The 15,166-nt window shown below is 74.0% G+C and carries 16 protein-coding genes; 9 read left to right on the top strand and 7 right to left on the bottom strand.

The annotated features are described in order from the left end of the window. Positions 1-63: 63 nt before the first annotated feature. Positions 64-1,938, top strand: a complete 1,875-nt coding sequence (locus BMY61_RS13960; protein ID WP_042447178.1) for an arabinofuranosidase catalytic domain-containing protein — start codon at positions 64-66, stop codon at positions 1,936-1,938. A 91-nt stretch (positions 1,939-2,029) separates the two neighbouring features. Here the strand turns inward: BMY61_RS13960 and BMY61_RS13955 are convergent, their stop codons facing one another. Next, positions 2,030-3,217, bottom strand: coding sequence for a hypothetical protein (locus tag BMY61_RS13955; protein WP_042447180.1), 1,188 nt, complete (start codon positions 3,215-3,217; stop codon positions 2,030-2,032). 2 nt (positions 3,218-3,219) lie between these two features. After that, a complete protein-coding gene (locus BMY61_RS13950; RefSeq protein WP_042447182.1) occupies positions 3,220-3,792 on the bottom strand; it encodes a SigE family RNA polymerase sigma factor in 573 nt (190 codons plus the stop codon). A 200-nt stretch (positions 3,793-3,992) separates the two neighbouring features. On the opposite strand from BMY61_RS13950, the gene BMY61_RS13945 reads away from it, so the two are divergent. The 4 genes from BMY61_RS13945 to BMY61_RS13930 all read left to right on the top strand — a co-directional run bounded on the left by BMY61_RS13945 (position 3,993) and on the right by BMY61_RS13930 (position 7,099). Next, the gene (locus BMY61_RS13945) at positions 3,993-5,072 is read left to right on the top strand and encodes a PP2C family protein-serine/threonine phosphatase (RefSeq protein ID WP_082014991.1); all 1,080 of its coding nucleotides are present in this window, start codon (positions 3,993-3,995) and stop codon (positions 5,070-5,072) included. Positions 5,073-5,190: 118 nt separating this feature from the next. Then, entirely contained in the window at positions 5,191-5,655 is a 465-nt protein-coding gene (locus BMY61_RS13940) for a hypothetical protein (RefSeq protein ID WP_042447184.1), read from the top strand. A gap of 230 nt (positions 5,656-5,885) precedes the next feature. Continuing rightward, positions 5,886-6,314: a VOC family protein gene (locus BMY61_RS13935; protein ID WP_042447186.1), complete on the top strand. Its 429-nt coding sequence runs from the start codon at positions 5,886-5,888 to the stop codon at positions 6,312-6,314. A 230-nt stretch (positions 6,315-6,544) separates the two neighbouring features. Then, positions 6,545-7,099, top strand: coding sequence for a hypothetical protein (locus BMY61_RS13930; RefSeq protein ID WP_042447188.1), 555 nt, complete (start codon positions 6,545-6,547; stop codon positions 7,097-7,099). A gap of 80 nt (positions 7,100-7,179) precedes the next feature. On the opposite strand, the gene BMY61_RS13925 is transcribed toward BMY61_RS13930, so the two are convergent. The 5 genes from BMY61_RS13925 to BMY61_RS13905 all read right to left on the bottom strand — a co-directional run bounded on the left by BMY61_RS13925 (position 7,180) and on the right by BMY61_RS13905 (position 11,519). Next, the gene (locus BMY61_RS13925; RefSeq protein ID WP_042447190.1) at positions 7,180-8,478 is read right to left on the bottom strand and encodes an MFS transporter; all 1,299 of its coding nucleotides are present in this window, start codon (positions 8,476-8,478) and stop codon (positions 7,180-7,182) included. A 99-nt stretch (positions 8,479-8,577) separates the two neighbouring features. After that, positions 8,578-9,402 (bottom strand): hypothetical protein, encoded by an 825-nt coding sequence (locus tag BMY61_RS13920; protein WP_052438658.1) that lies wholly within the window; start codon positions 9,400-9,402, stop codon positions 8,578-8,580. Beyond that, entirely contained in the window at positions 9,399-9,905 is a 507-nt protein-coding gene (locus tag BMY61_RS13915; protein ID WP_042447192.1) for a SigE family RNA polymerase sigma factor, read from the bottom strand. The genes BMY61_RS13920 and BMY61_RS13915 overlap by 4 nt, the downstream gene beginning before the upstream one ends. 140 nt (positions 9,906-10,045) lie before the next feature. Further along, a complete protein-coding gene (locus BMY61_RS13910) occupies positions 10,046-10,393 on the bottom strand; it encodes a hypothetical protein (protein ID WP_042447193.1) in 348 nt (115 codons plus the stop codon). Positions 10,394-10,601: 208 nt separating this feature from the next. After that, entirely contained in the window at positions 10,602-11,519 is a 918-nt protein-coding gene (locus BMY61_RS13905; RefSeq protein WP_042447195.1) for a LysR family transcriptional regulator, read from the bottom strand. Positions 11,520-11,642: 123 nt separating this feature from the next. Here BMY61_RS13905 and BMY61_RS47580 point away from each other — a divergent pair, with 123 nt between their 5' ends. The 4 genes from BMY61_RS47580 to BMY61_RS13885 are packed head-to-tail and all read left to right on the top strand — an operon-like array spanning position 11,643 to position 15,165. Beyond that, the gene (locus BMY61_RS47580) at positions 11,643-12,671 is read left to right on the top strand and encodes a GNAT family N-acetyltransferase (RefSeq protein WP_075003899.1); all 1,029 of its coding nucleotides are present in this window, start codon (positions 11,643-11,645) and stop codon (positions 12,669-12,671) included. Continuing rightward, positions 12,580-13,509, top strand: a complete 930-nt coding sequence (locus tag BMY61_RS13895; RefSeq protein ID WP_244904211.1) for an ABC transporter ATP-binding protein — start codon at positions 12,580-12,582, stop codon at positions 13,507-13,509. Before BMY61_RS47580 ends, BMY61_RS13895 begins: the two co-directional genes overlap by 92 nt. Before the next feature lie 33 nt (positions 13,510-13,542). Next, positions 13,543-14,313, top strand: coding sequence for an ABC transporter permease (locus BMY61_RS13890; protein ID WP_042447201.1), 771 nt, complete (start codon positions 13,543-13,545; stop codon positions 14,311-14,313). 21 nt (positions 14,314-14,334) lie between these two features. Next, positions 14,335-15,165: an ABC transporter permease gene (locus BMY61_RS13885; protein WP_042447203.1), complete on the top strand. Its 831-nt coding sequence runs from the start codon at positions 14,335-14,337 to the stop codon at positions 15,163-15,165. The last annotated feature ends 1 nt before the right edge of the window (position 15,166 follow it).

Here is a 15,166-nt window from a genome sequence, read left to right as displayed (position 1 = left end):
GCAACCGCACTGGTCCCCCCGGTCGCTTCCATCTGCTCGCTCCACCCCACCCCAGGAGCCATCATGTCCAGTCACCGCACCACCGGCGGCCCGGCCGGGCCGTTCCGGCGGCTACGCCGTGCCGTGCGCGGCGCCGTCACCGCGCTCGCGCTCGTCGTCGCGGCGCTCGTCGGTCTGCCCGCCGTCGGCCACGCGGCCGGCTCGCTGCCCTGTGACCTGTACGCCGCCGGCGGCACCCCGTGTGTCGCCGCGCACAGCACCGTCCGCGCCCTCTTCTCCGCCTACGACGGCCCGCTCTACCAGGTGACCCGCGTCTCCGACGGCGCCACCAGCGACATCGGCCTGCTCGCCACCGGTGGCTACGCCAACGCAGGTCAGCAGGACGCGTTCTGCGCCGGCAGCAGCTGCCGGATCACGAAGATCTACGACCAGACCTCGCGCCACAACGACCTGACCCCGGGCCCGTCCGGCACCTCCGGCATGGGTGCGGACCGCGGCGCGGACGCGAGCGAGATCGCCGTCACCGCCGGGGGCCACAAGGTCTACGGGGTGTGGATCTCGCCGGGCGTCGGCTACCGCTACACCGGTGCCGCCTCCGGCGTGGCCGTCAACGGCCAGCCGGAGGGCGCCTACATGGTGGCCAGCGGCACCCACGTCGGCTCGGCCTGCTGCTTCGACTACGGCAACGCCGAGAGCACCCCGGCCGACACGGGCAACGGCCACATGGACGCCGTCTCCCTCGCCACCACCTGCTACTTCCCGCCGTGCACCGGCAACGGCCCCTGGGTCGAGGCCGACATGGAGAACGGCATGTTCCAGGGGAACAACGGCTCCAACACCGCCAACGCGGGCAACACCAGCACCTACGTCACCGCCATGCTGAAGGACGACGGGCAGACCACCTACGCCCTCAAGGGCGCGAACTCCCAGTCCGGCGGCCTCTCCACCTGGTGGGACGGATCGCTGCCCACCCGTGGCGGCTACCTGCCCATGCACCAGGAGGGCGGCATCATCCTGGGCACCGGCGGCGACAACAGCAACTGGAACATGGGCACCTTCTTCGAGGGCGTCATGGTCTCCGGCTTCCCGGGCGACGCCACCGAGAACGCCGTCCAGGCGAACATCGTCTCGGTCGGCTACGCGGGGGAGAGCAACGTCCCCAACGGCCCGCAGGGCACCATCGCCGGGCCGGGCGGCCAGTGCGTCGACGTCGCAGCCGACGACACCGGCGTCGACGGTGCGGCCGTCCAGCTGTGGAACTGCCAGTCCTACGCCGAGGACCAGCACTGGACCCACAACGCCAACGGCTCACTCAGCACACTCAGCCGGTGCCTGGACATCAACGGCGACGGCACGGCGGCCGGTACGCCGGTGGAGCTGTGGGACTGCAACGGGGTGGGCGGCCAGAAGTGGGTGCAGCAGGCGGACGGTTCGCTGCTGAACCCGCAGTCGGGCCTGTGCCTGGACGACCCGAGCGGCAACACCGCCAACGGCACCCGGCTGCAGATCTGGACCTGCAACGGCTCAGGGGCGCAGAAGTTCGCCGTCACCGGCGGCGCCCCGGTCGTCGGTCCGGGCGGTCAGTGCGTCGACGTCCTCGGTGACGACACCGGCGCCGACGGCACCGGCATCGACCTGTGGGGCTGCCAGTCCTACGCCGTCGACCAGCACTGGTTCCACAACAGCGACAACTCGCTGGAGACCCTGGGCCGGTGCCTGGACATCGATGGCAACGGCACGGCGGCGGGCACCCAGGTGGAGCTGTGGGACTGCAACGGGGTGGGCGGCCAGAAGTGGGTGCAGCAGTCGAACGGCTCGCTGCTGAACCCCCAGTCGGGCCTGTGCCTGGACGACCCGAGCGGCAACACCGCCAACGGCACCCGGCTGCAGATCTGGACCTGCAACGGCTCCGGCGCGCAGACGTTCGCCCTGCAGTGACGGCGGCGGACTGAGCGGTGCGGGCGCGACGATGAAACCGTCGCGCCCGTCCGCTCGTGCCCGTCCGCTCGCGCTCGTCCGCTCGCAGCCGTCAGCCGTGGCGGACCGAGAAGAACGGCGAGTCCGCCAGGAGCGACAGCGGCGGCGGCGTGGTCGCGCCCGCCGCACCGATCGGGCCCGTCGACGCGCTCACCGCGACCTCGCCCTTGGCCAGGCACGACGGCAGGCCCGCCGGCACCGGCAGCCGCAGCCGCAGCACCACCCGTCGGCCCGGTGTCAGCGCCACCGTCTCCAGCAGCGGCCAGCCCGCGCTGGTCGCCGCCGTCGACGTCGTGTGCCAGGCCCCGCCTTCCGACCACTGGACGGTCGGGAACGGGCTGAACGTGCAGTTCGGCGAGGAACCGCCGGCGTCGACCCGGAGCTGCACGCCCGTGTACGAAGCCGGCGTGTCGTCGGCCAGGGTCACGTCGAACTCACCCGAGGTCTGCCCGGTGACCACGTCCGCCGGCCCCGTCACGCTCAGCGTGGGACCGGTCAGCACGACCGGGTAGGTTGCCGTGACCGGGGCGTGTCCGCTCCCGTCCAGCCGCACTCCCAGGTCGAGGCCGGGGTCGCCCAGCGGCAGCAGCCGCAGTTGCTGCGTCACCCTGCCACCGGCCGGGAGCGCCAGCGTGAAGGTCGCCTGGTCCACCCAGCCGCCGCCGGGCCGCGCGACGAACCGGACGGGCACCGTCACCCACGCCCCTGACGCCGGATCCAGTCGCTCCGCCACCGCCTGTTCGTCCGGCGCCGAGGCGTTCGGGGTGGTCGCCCGCGGGATCCCCAGGGAGAGCGTCACGGTCTCGGTCGTGGCCGCGCCCGGATCGGTCACCGTCAGCGTCGCCTGGTTGAGTGCCGACTCGGCCAGCGTCGACGGCAGCTGCAGCGCCACGGACGGCGCGCCCGTGGGCGTCGCACTGGGGGAGGCCTGCGCGCTCGCGCTCGGCGGCGGACTCGGCACGACCGTCGCCGGCGCCGTACCGGTGACGGCCGGCAGCGGGGCGTGCCCGGTCGGGCCGCCCGACAGCCCCAGACCCGCCGCGGTGCCGGCCGCCGCAAGGACCACCGGCACGGCCGCCAGCGCCAGCAACCGGCGTACCCGCCGTTGCCGCCCCCGCTGTCGTGCCGCCGCCGCCCCCTGCGGCACCGCCGCGCCCGAGGCAGCTGCCGCGACCGCGCCCAGCAGGTCCGTCAGCTGCTCGTTCTCGCCGCTCCCGAGGCGGTCGAGGTGTTCGCTCATGGTCACAGCTCCTTCGCCGTCGTGCGCCGTGCGGGAAATCCGGACGCCGGTACCGCTGTCGTCCGTGCCGGCTCGCCGACGGCGAGCTCGTCCGCGCGGTCGGACAGGTGGACCGACAGGGCCTTGCGCCCACGCGAGAGCCGGGCCTTCACGGTCCCCTCGGCCGTGCCCGTCTGCGCCGCGATCTCCTGCACCGACCAGCCGACCAGGTGGTGGAGCACGATCGCGCTGCGCTGCTCCGCCGGGATCCGCCGCAGCGCGGCCACCAGCGCCAGGTGGTCCGGCGTCAGCCCCGGCACCTGCGTGTCGTCCGCGTGCCGGCGGTGCGCGGACAGCCGGTTGACCGCCTTGCGCCACGACGACACCGACAGCCGGTAGGCCACCGTCCGTACCCACGCCTCCGGCGCGGGGTGCCGGCGCACGCGCGACCACCGCTGCCAGGCGCGCGCGTAGGCCTCCTGGACGCAGTCCTCGGCCTCGCTGATGCTCCCCGTGGTCAAGAACAGCTGGCCCACCACCCGCCGGTAGCTCGCGGCGTAGAACGCGTCGAAGTCGACGCCCTCCGGTTCCGCCACCGCCCCTCCCTTCCTCGTCCCTCCAGCGCGGACGCCCCCTCGGGCGCGCCGCCGCAGAGTTCACGCGTGGGTCGGGGCTCCGGTTGCGTCGGGAAGCGTCGGGAAGCGGACTCGCTCCGGGCGACCGCCCGGGGTGGCGTTCGGGCCCCGGCGGAGCGGTGGAGCGGCGCGGGCCGGGCAGGCGTGGTAGGCAGGAGGATGTGACGGAATCCGCCGGTCGAGCCCCCTGGATCGCGCCCCTCCCGTGGGTGCTGATCGCGGCCAGCGTGACGCTCGAACTGACCACGCCGGCCGCGTACTCCTATCTGTCGCTGCTCAGCGCGGCGACCCCGCTGGCCGCGCTCTCCTACAGCATCCGGTGGGTCGTCGCCGTCGCCGTCACGGGTGCGCTGGGGATGATCGCCCTGCAGATCGACCAGGGCCGCGCCTACAGCGCTCACTTCCTCGTCGACTTCGCCGCGAACGCGCTCATCGCCGCGGTCGCGGTGTTCTTCGCGGTGAGCACGCAGCGGTCGACCCGTCGGCTCGAACGGGTCCAGGCGCTGGCGGAGGCGGCGCAGCGGGCGCTCCTGCGTCCCCTGCCGCGGCGCGTCGGCAGCGTCGCGCTGGCCGGCTTCTACCGGGCGGCGGACTCCGAGGCGCTGGTCGGCGGTGACCTCTACGGCGTGCGGCAGTCGCCCTGGGGCACCCGGATGATCCTCGGCGACGTGCGCGGCAAGGGCAACGGCGCGGTCGCGACCGTCGCCACCACGCTCGCCACCTTTCGGGAGGCCGCCGCCGTGCAGGAGTCCCTCGCGGACGTGGCGGAGCGCATCGAGACCGCCCTGGCGCTGGACTCGGCCGACGCCCACGACGACGAACTGTTCGTCACCGCCGTCCTGCTGGAGTTCCCCAGCGACGAGCCGGTGGTCCGCCTGCTCAATCGCGGCCACCCGCCGGTCCTGCTCATGGACGAGGCGGGGGTCCGGCCGCTCGACGTGCCGTTCGCCCTCCCGCTGGGCCTCGGCGCGATGCTCGGCCACGCGGCCCAGGGCGAGGTCACCCACCAGCTCGCCGAGGGCGACCTGCTCGTCGCCTACTCCGACGGCATCACCGAGGCCCGGGACGAGCACGACAACTTCTACCCGCTCACCGGCCGACTCGGCTCGAACTTCTCCGGCCGCTCGGCCCACCGCGCCAGCCCGTCCCGCGTCGCGGAGTTCATCGAGCACGACGTCGCGTCGTGGGCGCAGAGCCTGAAGGACGACGCGGTCGTGCTGGTCCTGGAGCGCGTGAGCTGATCGCCCGAGCGGCAGTGGGTCGGGCAGTTGGTTCGGCCGTTCGTTTGTCGGACGTCCGTGCGACGATCGTGCCGATGGCTCAGCGACGGAGCGACGGGCGGACGAGGGGGCGAGCGAGATGACCGGAGCCGCGTCGGGCTTCACCGCCCGCACCGGCCACGAGCCCCCCGAGCAGCTGACCCCCGCGTTCACCGCCGCGCGTCCGGGACAGGTGGCGCAGGCCTGGCAGTCACTGCTGCAGATCCGCCGCCTCACCCGCCCCGACCACCCGGAGCTCCCGGCCGCGTGGGAGCGCACCCGCCCGCTCCAGGCCGTCGGCCTGGCCCTGGAGGCGGAGGGCCTGCCCTTCGCCGCGGTCGACGCCGAGGGCGCCGTCCTGGACAGCGGCCTGCAGCTGACGCAGGAGCAGCCGGGCGTCGTCCGCGCCGAGTGGGCCCACCGCCGCGGGGACCGCCCGCCGGACGCCGGCGAGTCCCAGCTCCGGACCGCGGCGGCCGCCGCCGGCCACGCCGGCTGGGACGCCCTGCTCTACCGCGCCGGCCGCGCCCGCTACCTCCTGATCGAACCGGGCCGCACCACCTGAGCGTCCGCGCCGGGCCGCGTGAAACCGTGTTGCCCAGGCCCGGGACGATCACTACGGTCGGTCGGGTGACTACCGGGTCGGCCACAGGCCACACACGAGCAGGGCACCCGGCCGCCGGATGAGCCCGAGGCGGGCCAGAGGCCCGCCCACCCCTCCGCGTCCTTGCCGCTCCAGGCGCCCACCTCGGGCGCGCCCTTGCACGGATCCCAAGACCGGAGACACACACCCTCATGTCCATCGACCAGCCGCACCCTCACGCGTCCACGCGGCCGGCGGCCGTCGTCCAGCTCGACCACACCGCCGTGTACGCCGGCGACCGCCACCTGTCGGCGGAGTTCCTCGCCGCCGTCCTGGGCCTCGAGGTCGGAGCCCCGTTCGGGCCGTTCCTGCCCGTCGACCTCGGCAACGGTGTGACGCTCGACTACTGCGAGAAGCGGGACGAGCCGATCCAGCCGCAGCACTACGCGTTCCTCGTGCCGGACGAGCGGTTCGACGCCGTGATCGCCCGCCTGGAGGCGCTCGCGGTCACCTACTTCGCCGACCCGGGCCATCGCGACCCGGGCCGGACCAACGACCTGTTCGGCGGCCGCGGCGTCTACTTCGCCGATCCGGACGGCCACAACCTGGAGGTCATCACCCGGCCGTACGCGCGCCCGTAGCAGAACCGTCGCGCCGCCGGTCGAATCCGGTCGGCTCCGGTCGGGCGTCCGGGAGACGGTCGAAGGTCGGGCGCCCCGCCCGAACTTCGGCGGGTCAACGGCGGCCCGGCGGCGGGGCCGGAAACCCCGGGACGGCCGTCCCGCGGCCGTACGCCCCGCTGTGAGGATCTCGTACCGACGGATCTGCCGGGCCGCTCGTTCGAGTGGCCCCGACTGACAGGGGGACCAACATGACCGCACGCCTGCGCAAGCCGATCGCCATGGCCGCCGCCGCGCTGGCACTGGCCGGCGGCGCGACGGTGACCACCTCGGTGGCGGCCCACGCCGCACCGCGCTCCTGCGTGTGGACCTCGGAGAGCACCGACGGTACGGAGTCGGTGCGCGACGGCAACGGCACGGTGGTCGTCGCCGGATGGATCGACCAGCAGTACGACTACTGCGGCAACACCCGTGCCGTCTTCGTCTGGAACAACGCGTTCCGGACGACCGGTCACCCGGGGATCACCGGCGCCTGGGTGCGGGCGATCAACCAGTCCTACGACAACCTGGGGACCTGGTCGGACAGTGGCAGGACGCCCGTGGGTTCGCTGGCGGGCCCGGCCGTGGCGACGGCCTCGATCGGCGTGCACGCCGGTGGTACCGACTCGTGGACGGGTGAGTCGATCCTCCACATCACCTACGCCAACGGGCAGGCCCGCGACTGCGTGGCCTGGAGCACGACGCACGACTACCACACCGGTGGCACCATCGCCGGTGGCGTCCGCAACGGCACCTGCCAGCTCTGACGGTCCATCGCCCGGACAGGCCCCGGGCCCTGCTCCCCATGCCGCTCACCGTGCGGTGCGGGGAGCTGGGCCCGTTCCCGCTACGCCGCGGCGAGCGGAGCGGGCGGCGTGGAGGGTGTGGACGGGTGCCGGCCGTGGAAGGTGCGGACCCAGACGGCGGTGACCAGGGTGAGCGCGCCCGCCAGGCCCATCGCGGAACCGGTGGCCACGCCCGCGGCGCCCGCCACCGCGCCGAGGAGGACCGGCATGACCCCCTGCAGCGTCATGATGCCGGAGCCGAGCAGGCCGAAGGCCTGGCCGTGGAGCTCCTCGGGCAGGGACTCGAGGAACGGCCGCTGCAGCCCCAGCTGGTAGGCGAAGCTCGCTCCGGCGATCACCAGCAGCAGCGCCGCCACGTTCTGGCCGGGCTCCGCCACGAACCCCAGCACCGCCAGCCCCATCAGCGCGGTCAGCGGCACCACCAGCCGTTCCCGCGTGCGCGGCGCCAGCAGTCGGCCCACCACCAGGTCGCCGGCCAGCATGCCCACCGGCAGCGCCGCCATGAGCAGCGCGTACGCCCCGGCGGAGAAGTGCCGCTGGCCCGCGTAGGCGACGATCAGGCCCTCCGCGCCGCCCGTGAACGAGGACGGCAGCCACTGCGCCAGGAGCAGCCGCCGCACCGCCCGGGTCCGTAGGAGGCGGAGGTTGCCCGCGAGGCTCGCCTTGACCACCGCGTCGTCGCCGACCGGTGCGGGCGGAGCGGGCATTCTGGGCAGGCCGAGCCGGACCACCAGCGCCGCGACCAGGTACAGCCCCGCCGCGGCCACCAGCGCCCGGCGCGCCCCCAGGACCGCCACCGCGACACCGCCCAGGGCCAGGCCCGCCAGCTGGGCCGCGGAGCCCGCGATGTTGTTCAGCGAGCGCCCCAGCACGTAGGCGTCGCCCTCCAGGAACTCCGCCACCAGCCGCCCGGACGCGCCGTTGAACACCGGACCCGGCAGCGCCACCAGCGCGACCACCAGCAGGCTCACCCCCACGGGCAGCCGCGCCAGCGCGACCAGCAGGGCGCCTGCCGCTCCCAGCAGGTAGCCGCCGGTGATCAGTCCGCGCGGCGGCAGCCGGTCCGCCAGCGACCCCAGCAGCATCGACCCCGGCAGGTGCGGCAGGAACCCGGCCGCGAACGCGAGCGCGGACAGCAGCGGCGAGCTGGTCGCGGCGTAGACGAGCACGGAGAAGGTGGTGATGCGCAGCGTCTCGGCGACGACGTAGAGCGTGTGGCTGACGAACATCAGCCGGAAGCGGGGCTCGCCGAGGACGTCGCTGTAGCGGGTCCGACGGTCGGCCGCCGGGGCGGCAGGTGCCGGCGGCGCGGAAGTGGCGGTCGGCGCGGAATCGGTCATGGCGGCAGCATGGAGCCGACGCACCCACCCGCGACATTTCTACGTCCACAGACGTAAGGTCGCGCCCCGGCCCGGGCGCGCGACGGGCCCCGGTCCGCGTCAGGCGCCGAACCAGCCCGGTTCCGCGACCAGGCCCGCGAGCTGGGCGCGCGTCAACGGGGGCCTGGCCATGAGCGGGCCGTAGGCGGGGTTGCCGCTGCAGGCGATGAGGCTCACCGAGCGGCCGTCCGGGAGGACCAGCAGCGCCGTGTAGCTCTCGCCCGTGCCGCCGAGGGGCGGGACCACCCAGGTCTTGAGCAGGCCGCCGCCGGCCAGCTGCTGGTTCGTGCAGTCCTGGTTGGCCCGGACGGAGCTCCCCGACGGCTGGACCCGGCACGGGTCGGTGGCACGCAGCGTGGCGGCCGAGGGATCGGGGACGAGGTCCTTGGCCGGATCCAGGACGTCGACCTCCAGATAGCCGACCGCCCCGGCGCCGCGCAGCGTGTAGCGGCCGTTCAGCTCGGAGCGGGGCTCGTGCGGGAAGGTGACCTTGGTCAGCGGGCCGATCCCGGCAGGCAGCAGCGCCCGCACCCGTTCGGCGGGCAGCGGCAGCGGCGTCGGGGCGGCGGAGGCGGTGGACACGGCGGGCCGCGGCGTCCCACCGGCGGCCGCTCCGAGGTCCGAACCGCCCGGCCCACCGGCGCCGCCCGGCCGGGCCAGCACGACCGTGCCGACCACCGCCGCCGCGACGGCGACCACCGTCGCACCCGCGACCGCACTGCGGCGGCGACGCCGCATCCGGTACCCGCGGGCGATCAGCTCGCCGTCCGAGACCCGACCGGGCCGCCGGACGTCCGAGACGGCCACGTCCAGCAGCACCCGGACGTCGCGGTCACCTTCCGGGTCGGTCAGGCCGGCGGACTCGTGCGCGTCAGCGTGGTTCATGCTTCCTCCCTCTCCAGCAGGCCGATCCCACGGGGTACGTACGCGCGCAGCGCGGCGATGCCGCGCGAGGCGTGGCTGCGGACCGTGCCCGGGCGCATGCCGAGCACGTCGGCCGTCGCCTCGACGCTCAGGTCCTCCCAGAAACGCAGCACCAGCACCGCACGCTGCTTGACGGGCAGCCTGGCCAACGCGGCCTGGACGGCCAACGCCGCCTCCATGTCCACCGTCGGTGCCGCGTGTTCCGGCAGCTCGCCGTGCGGCTGCTCACGGCGCCACATGCGCCGCCGGGACGCGATGAACACGTTCACCAGCGTCCGCCGGGCGAACGCCTCCACGCTGTCGATCCGCTCCAGGCGTCGCCAGGCCAGGATCACCTTCAGCAGTGCCGTCTGGACCAGGTCGTCCGCCTCGTCGCGGTCTCCGCACAGCAGGAAGGCGCTGCGGAACAGATGGTCGCGCCGTCCGTGGATGAACTCCTGCAGGGCGCTGTCGTCCTGCCCCATGCCCACCTCTCCCCCGGCCCTCCGGTCGGAGGGCCTCCACTCGTATCAGTGCGTCGGGAGTGGTGTTTCGTTGCAGTCGGCTCCGCCGCCGGCTCAGCCGGCTCAGCCGTCGCGGTCGTCGTCGCCGCCGACCGGCCGGGTCAGGCGGAGGGCACGCGCTTGGTGTCCAGGCCCTTGGCGATGGCCTGGAGGACCGCGTCGATGCCCTCGACGCTGCCGGTCGGCACGGCGAGCGCCAGCGCCGTGGTGCGGGCGGCGCACAGCGTCTCGTGGGCGCGCCGCAGGGCGCGGGGGTCGTGGGCCGGTTCGCAGAGCAGGTCCGCGTCGTCCAGGGCCGCGATGGCGGCTGCCGCGCCCAGGGCGCGGTCGGTCGCGGCGCGGACGGCCTGCGGGTCGCCGGTCGGTGCGAGCGTGGCGCCGGCGGCGGTGACCTCGGCGTTGAGCTGCGACAGCGGCTCACCGACCAGGCTGGAGATGGTGCGGGACATGCGGACTCCCCGTTGACTGACTACAGCGCGCGCACCTGTGCCTCGGGTCCGCCCGCCGCGCTCGGCCTCGGGCCGGGCGGCGCCCAGTCTGCCTTGCGAACGCCGTCCTGTCACTCGTCTGTGGAGGCCCCGCCCGTGCAAGGGCTCCGGCCCATGGTTCCGCACGTGGTCGAACGACCCTGGTTTCGCAAGGCCGCCGAGGCGTGACTCAGTCGGCGGAGGCCGCCGAGCGCAGCAGGGCGAGGACGGCGTCGACGGCCGGCCGGGCTGCGCTCGAAGGATGGGTCCAGGCATGGACGGACCGGGTCGGCTCCGGGCCCGCGATCGACCGCAGCCGTACCCCCGGGCCGGGGCTGTGGGCGAGCGCGGCCAGCCGCGGGACCAGGGCCACCCCCAGCCCGTGCGCCACCATGCGCAGGACGAGCTGGTAGTCGTCGACGGCGTGGCCGATCCGGGGGGTGAAGCCGGCGATCGCACAGACCCGGCGGACCAGCGCCGTGCTGCCGTCCTCGCGCGACCCCACGATCCACGGCACGTCCGCCAGCCGCCTCAGGTCCACCGGGCCCGCATCGGCGTCCGGGGCGGCGGGATCCGTGCCGGCGGACACCGCCAGCAGCACCGGCTCGACGGCCAGTGGATGGACCTCGAACTCGGGCGGCGCGGGCGCGGGCGTCAGGTTGTAGGTGTAGCCGACGGCCACCTCGCAGCGTCGCTCGCGCAGCGCGTCGAGCGCCTCGGGCGGCTCCAGCTCGTGGAGGGAGATCCGCAGCTCGGGGTGGAGCTCGCGGGCCGTGATCAGGGCCGGGACGACGTGCACGGCGGCGAAGGTGGAGAAGCAGGCGAGGTCGACGGGCCCGCGCGGGGTGTCGGCGGCACGAAGGTCGCGCTCCGCGCTCTCCAGGGCGGCGAGCACGATGCGGGCGTGCGCGACCAGGCGCTCGCCCTCGTGCGTCAGTCGGACCCGGCGGCCCGCCCGCTCGAGCAGCGGCACCCCCGCCTCCCGCTCCAGCACGGCCAGTTGCTGGGACACGGCCGAGGAGGTGTACCCGCAGGCGGCGGCGACGGCCGTCATGGTGCCGCGATCGGCCAGCTCCCGCAGCAGGAGCAGTCGGATCGGATCCAACATCAAGTGTTCCTAACAGGTCTGTGAAGCAATGCGTGGTGGACCTGAAAGATCCTTCCGCGCCATTCTGCCGGTGGCCCACCGGGTCGCACGGGAGTGCACGGACACAGCCACGAGGAGAGCACGTTGATCGACAGGTCGCTGATCGAGCGTCACGCCGCGCAGGCGTGGCCGGCCGCCGAGGCCGTGGAGCAGGACGGGTGGCTGCTGCGCCGAACGCCCGGTGTCTCGCGCCGACGCTCCAACTCGGCCGTGCCGTACGGGACGGCAGTTGCGCCGCGGGCCTCGCTCGCCCGTGTCGAGGAGTTCTACGCCGCCCGTGATCTGCCCGCCGTCGTGCAGGTGGCCCCCGCCGAGGACCATGTCGCGCTGGACGCGCTGCTGGCCGACCGCGGCTACCGCCGGGCCGCGCCCACGCTCGTCTGCACCGCCGTCACCGACGAAGTCGTCATCACCTCCTGTCCGGCCGGGCCGTTGGAGGTCGGCCTTGCCGAACACCCCGCCCGGGCCTGGCTGGACGCGTTCGTCGACCTCGACGGGCATGACGGCAGCCGTTCGGTGGCCGACCGGGTCCTGGTCCATGTCCCCGGCCCGGCCGCCTATCTGAGCGCCACCCACGAGGGGCGCGTCGTGGGGATCGGGCTCTTCGTGGCCGCGCCCGGTTGTGCCGGGGTGTTCTGCATGGCCACCCACCCCGACCATCGGCGCCGGGGCGTCGCCACCGCGCTCCTGCACGTCGGCGCCCGCTGGGCCGCCGCGCGCGGCGCCGGGACCCTGTATCTGCAGGTCGAGGAGGACAACGGCCCGGCTCGCCGACTCTACGAGGGCCTCGGCTTCCGGGTCTCGCACTCCTACCACTACCGGATTCGGTCCTGCCTCGGATGCGGCTGTGAATCTCCTTCAATCTGTCGTCTTCTTTCGCACTCTCGTTTATTGGTTGCGGTCAGGGGTGGTGGCTCACTAGATTCCCCTCGCGTTGCCGAGCCGCGTGGGGAGCACACCGATGACCGACCGAAGCCCCGTCCTGGAAGCCGTCGCCGCCGCCGGGACCGACCCGCGCCGGGTGCTGGCCTACGCCGAAGCGCTCACCAAGGTGCACCCGGGCGGAGAGGTCAGGGCCGTCGACGGGATCGACTTCACCCTGCGCCGCGGTGAGGCGTTCGGCTTTCTCGGCGCCAACGGCGCCGGGAAGTCCACCACCATGCGCATGATCGCGTGCGTGTCCCGGCCCAGCGGCGGCACGCTGCGCGTCCTGGGCATGGACCCGCTGCGTGACGGCGCCCGGATCCGCGCCCGCATCGGCGTGGTGCCGCAGGACGACTCGCTCGACATGGAGCTCACCGTCGAGGAGAACCTCCTGGTCTACGGGCGCTACTTCGGCCTCGGCCGGGCCCGTGCCCGCGAGCGCGCCCGCGAACTGCTGGAGTTCGCGCAGCTCGTGGAGAAGAGCGACACCAAGGTGTCGGCGCTGTCGGGAGGCATGCGCCGCCGCCTCACCATCGCCCGCTCACTCGTCAACGACCCCGAGATCCTGCTCCTGGACGAGCCCACCACCGGCCTCGACCCCCAGGCCCGCCACGTCCTGTGGGACCGGCTGTTCCGGCTCAAGCAGCAGGGCGTCACCCTCGTGCTCACCACTCACTACATGGACGAGGCCGAGCAACTCTGCGACCACCTCGTGGTCATGGACCACGGCCGCATCGTCGCCGAGGGCTCGCCGCGCGAGCTGATCGAGCGTCACTCCTCGCCGGAGGTCCTGGAGCTGCGCTTCGCCCCGGGCGCCCAGCAGGAGATGGCCCACCGGCTGGAGGACATCGACGTCGCCGACCGGACCGAGGTGCTGCCCGACCGCGTGCTGCTCTACACCGCGGACGGCGACGCCGCACTCGCCGCCGTGCACGACCGCTCCGTGCAGCCGGTCGCCACGCTGGTGCGCCGCGCCACCCTGGAGGACGTGTTCCTCACCCTCACCGGCCGCTCCCTGACCGACTAGCCATCCCGCCCGGCTGCTTCGAAAGGCACTCGCATGAGCCCGCTCGCCTGGCGCGAGTTCTCCTACTGGATGCGGCACTACCGCCGTACCTGGCGCGGCACCGTCGTGATCAGCGTGGCCAACCCGCTGCTCTTCCTGACCGCCATGGGCGTCGGTCTCGGCCGCCTCGTCGGGCCCGGATCCGCCCCGCTGCACGGGACCCCCTACCTGCAGTACCTCGCCCCGGGACTGCTCGCCGCCGCCAGCATGCAGACGGCGTTCGTCGAGGCCGGCCGACCCGTCCTCACCGCCGTGCGCCCGCAGGGGAGTTACCGCGCGGCCGTGGCAACGCCGCTGGAGCCTCGGGACGTCCACGCCGGGCACCTGCTCTTCGTCGCGTTCCGACTGCTCACCTCGGCGTCGGCCTTCGTCGCTGTCCTGTTCTGCTTCGACGGCTTCCACACCCCGCGCACCCTGCTGCTGGTCCCGGCGGCGCTGCTCACCGGTCTGGCCTTCGCCGCGCCCATCGCCGCCTGGGCGGTGGGGCTCGACGGACCCACCCCGCTGATGTCGCTGCTGCGGTTCGTGCTGATGCCGCTCTACATGTTCTCCGGCACCTTCTTCACCATCGGCCAACTCCCTGCGGCGCTCCGCGTCCTGGCCCGGCTCACGCCGCTGTGGCACGGCGTCGACCTGTGCCGGGGCCTGGCCGAGGGCACCGCGACGGCCGGCTCCGTCCTGCTGCACACCACCTACCTCGCCGCCCTCGCCGGCGCCGGCCTCGTGGCCGGGCGCCGCGCCTACACCCGCCGCCTGCACGGCTGACCCGAGGAGCGACCGCCACCCATGACCACTCTCGCCTCCCCGCCCGGCCCGCACGCGGTCCGCGGCCCCGCCCGCGCCAAGGGTCGCCTGCCCGGCCGGGCCTGGCTGCTCGTCGAGCGCAACCTCATGGTCAACCGGCACACCTGGGCGCTGTTCACCGCCGAGATCCTCGAACCCCTGCTCTACCTGTTCGCCATGGGCGTCGGCATCGGGGGCCTGATCGGCCACGTCCCCGGCCTTGACGGGACCCACGTCGGCTACAGCCGCTTCGTGGCCCCCGCGCTGCTGGCGACCACCGCGATGAACGGTGCCCTCAACGAGACGACCTACTCCGTCTACTTCAAGCTCACGGACGACCGTGTCTACGACTCGCTGGTGACGACCCCGCTGACCGTGTGGGACGTCGCCCTCGGCGAGATCGCCTGGGCCGTGCTGCGCGGCGTCGTCGCCTGCACCGGATTCCTCGCCGTGATCGGCGCCCTCGGCTTCGTCAGCTCGCCCTGGGCGCTGCTGGCCCTGCCGGGGGCGGTCCTCACGGCCTTCTGCTTCGGCGCGATCGGGCTGGCGGCCACGACGTTCTTCCGCAGCCCCCGCGACTTCCAACTCGTGCAGCTGGTCATGCTGCCGATGTTCCTGTTCGCGACGACCTTCTACCCCGTCACCGTCTACCCGCACCCGATCCGGGTCCTGGTGGAGCTGCTCCCGCTCTACCACAGCATCGAGCTGCTGCGGGAGCCCGCGCTGGGCCACGTCGGGCCGGGGCTGTTGACGTCCGCCGCGTTCCTGACCGTGCTGGGCCTGATCGCCCTGGTGGTCGGCGCGAGGCGCCTGGAGCGCCGCCTGAAGAGCTGAC

This window comes from Streptacidiphilus jiangxiensis, from assembly GCF_900109465.1.
Classification (GTDB): domain Bacteria; phylum Actinomycetota; class Actinomycetes; order Streptomycetales; family Streptomycetaceae; genus Streptacidiphilus; species Streptacidiphilus jiangxiensis.
This window is presented reverse-complemented; position numbering and strand designations above follow the sequence as displayed.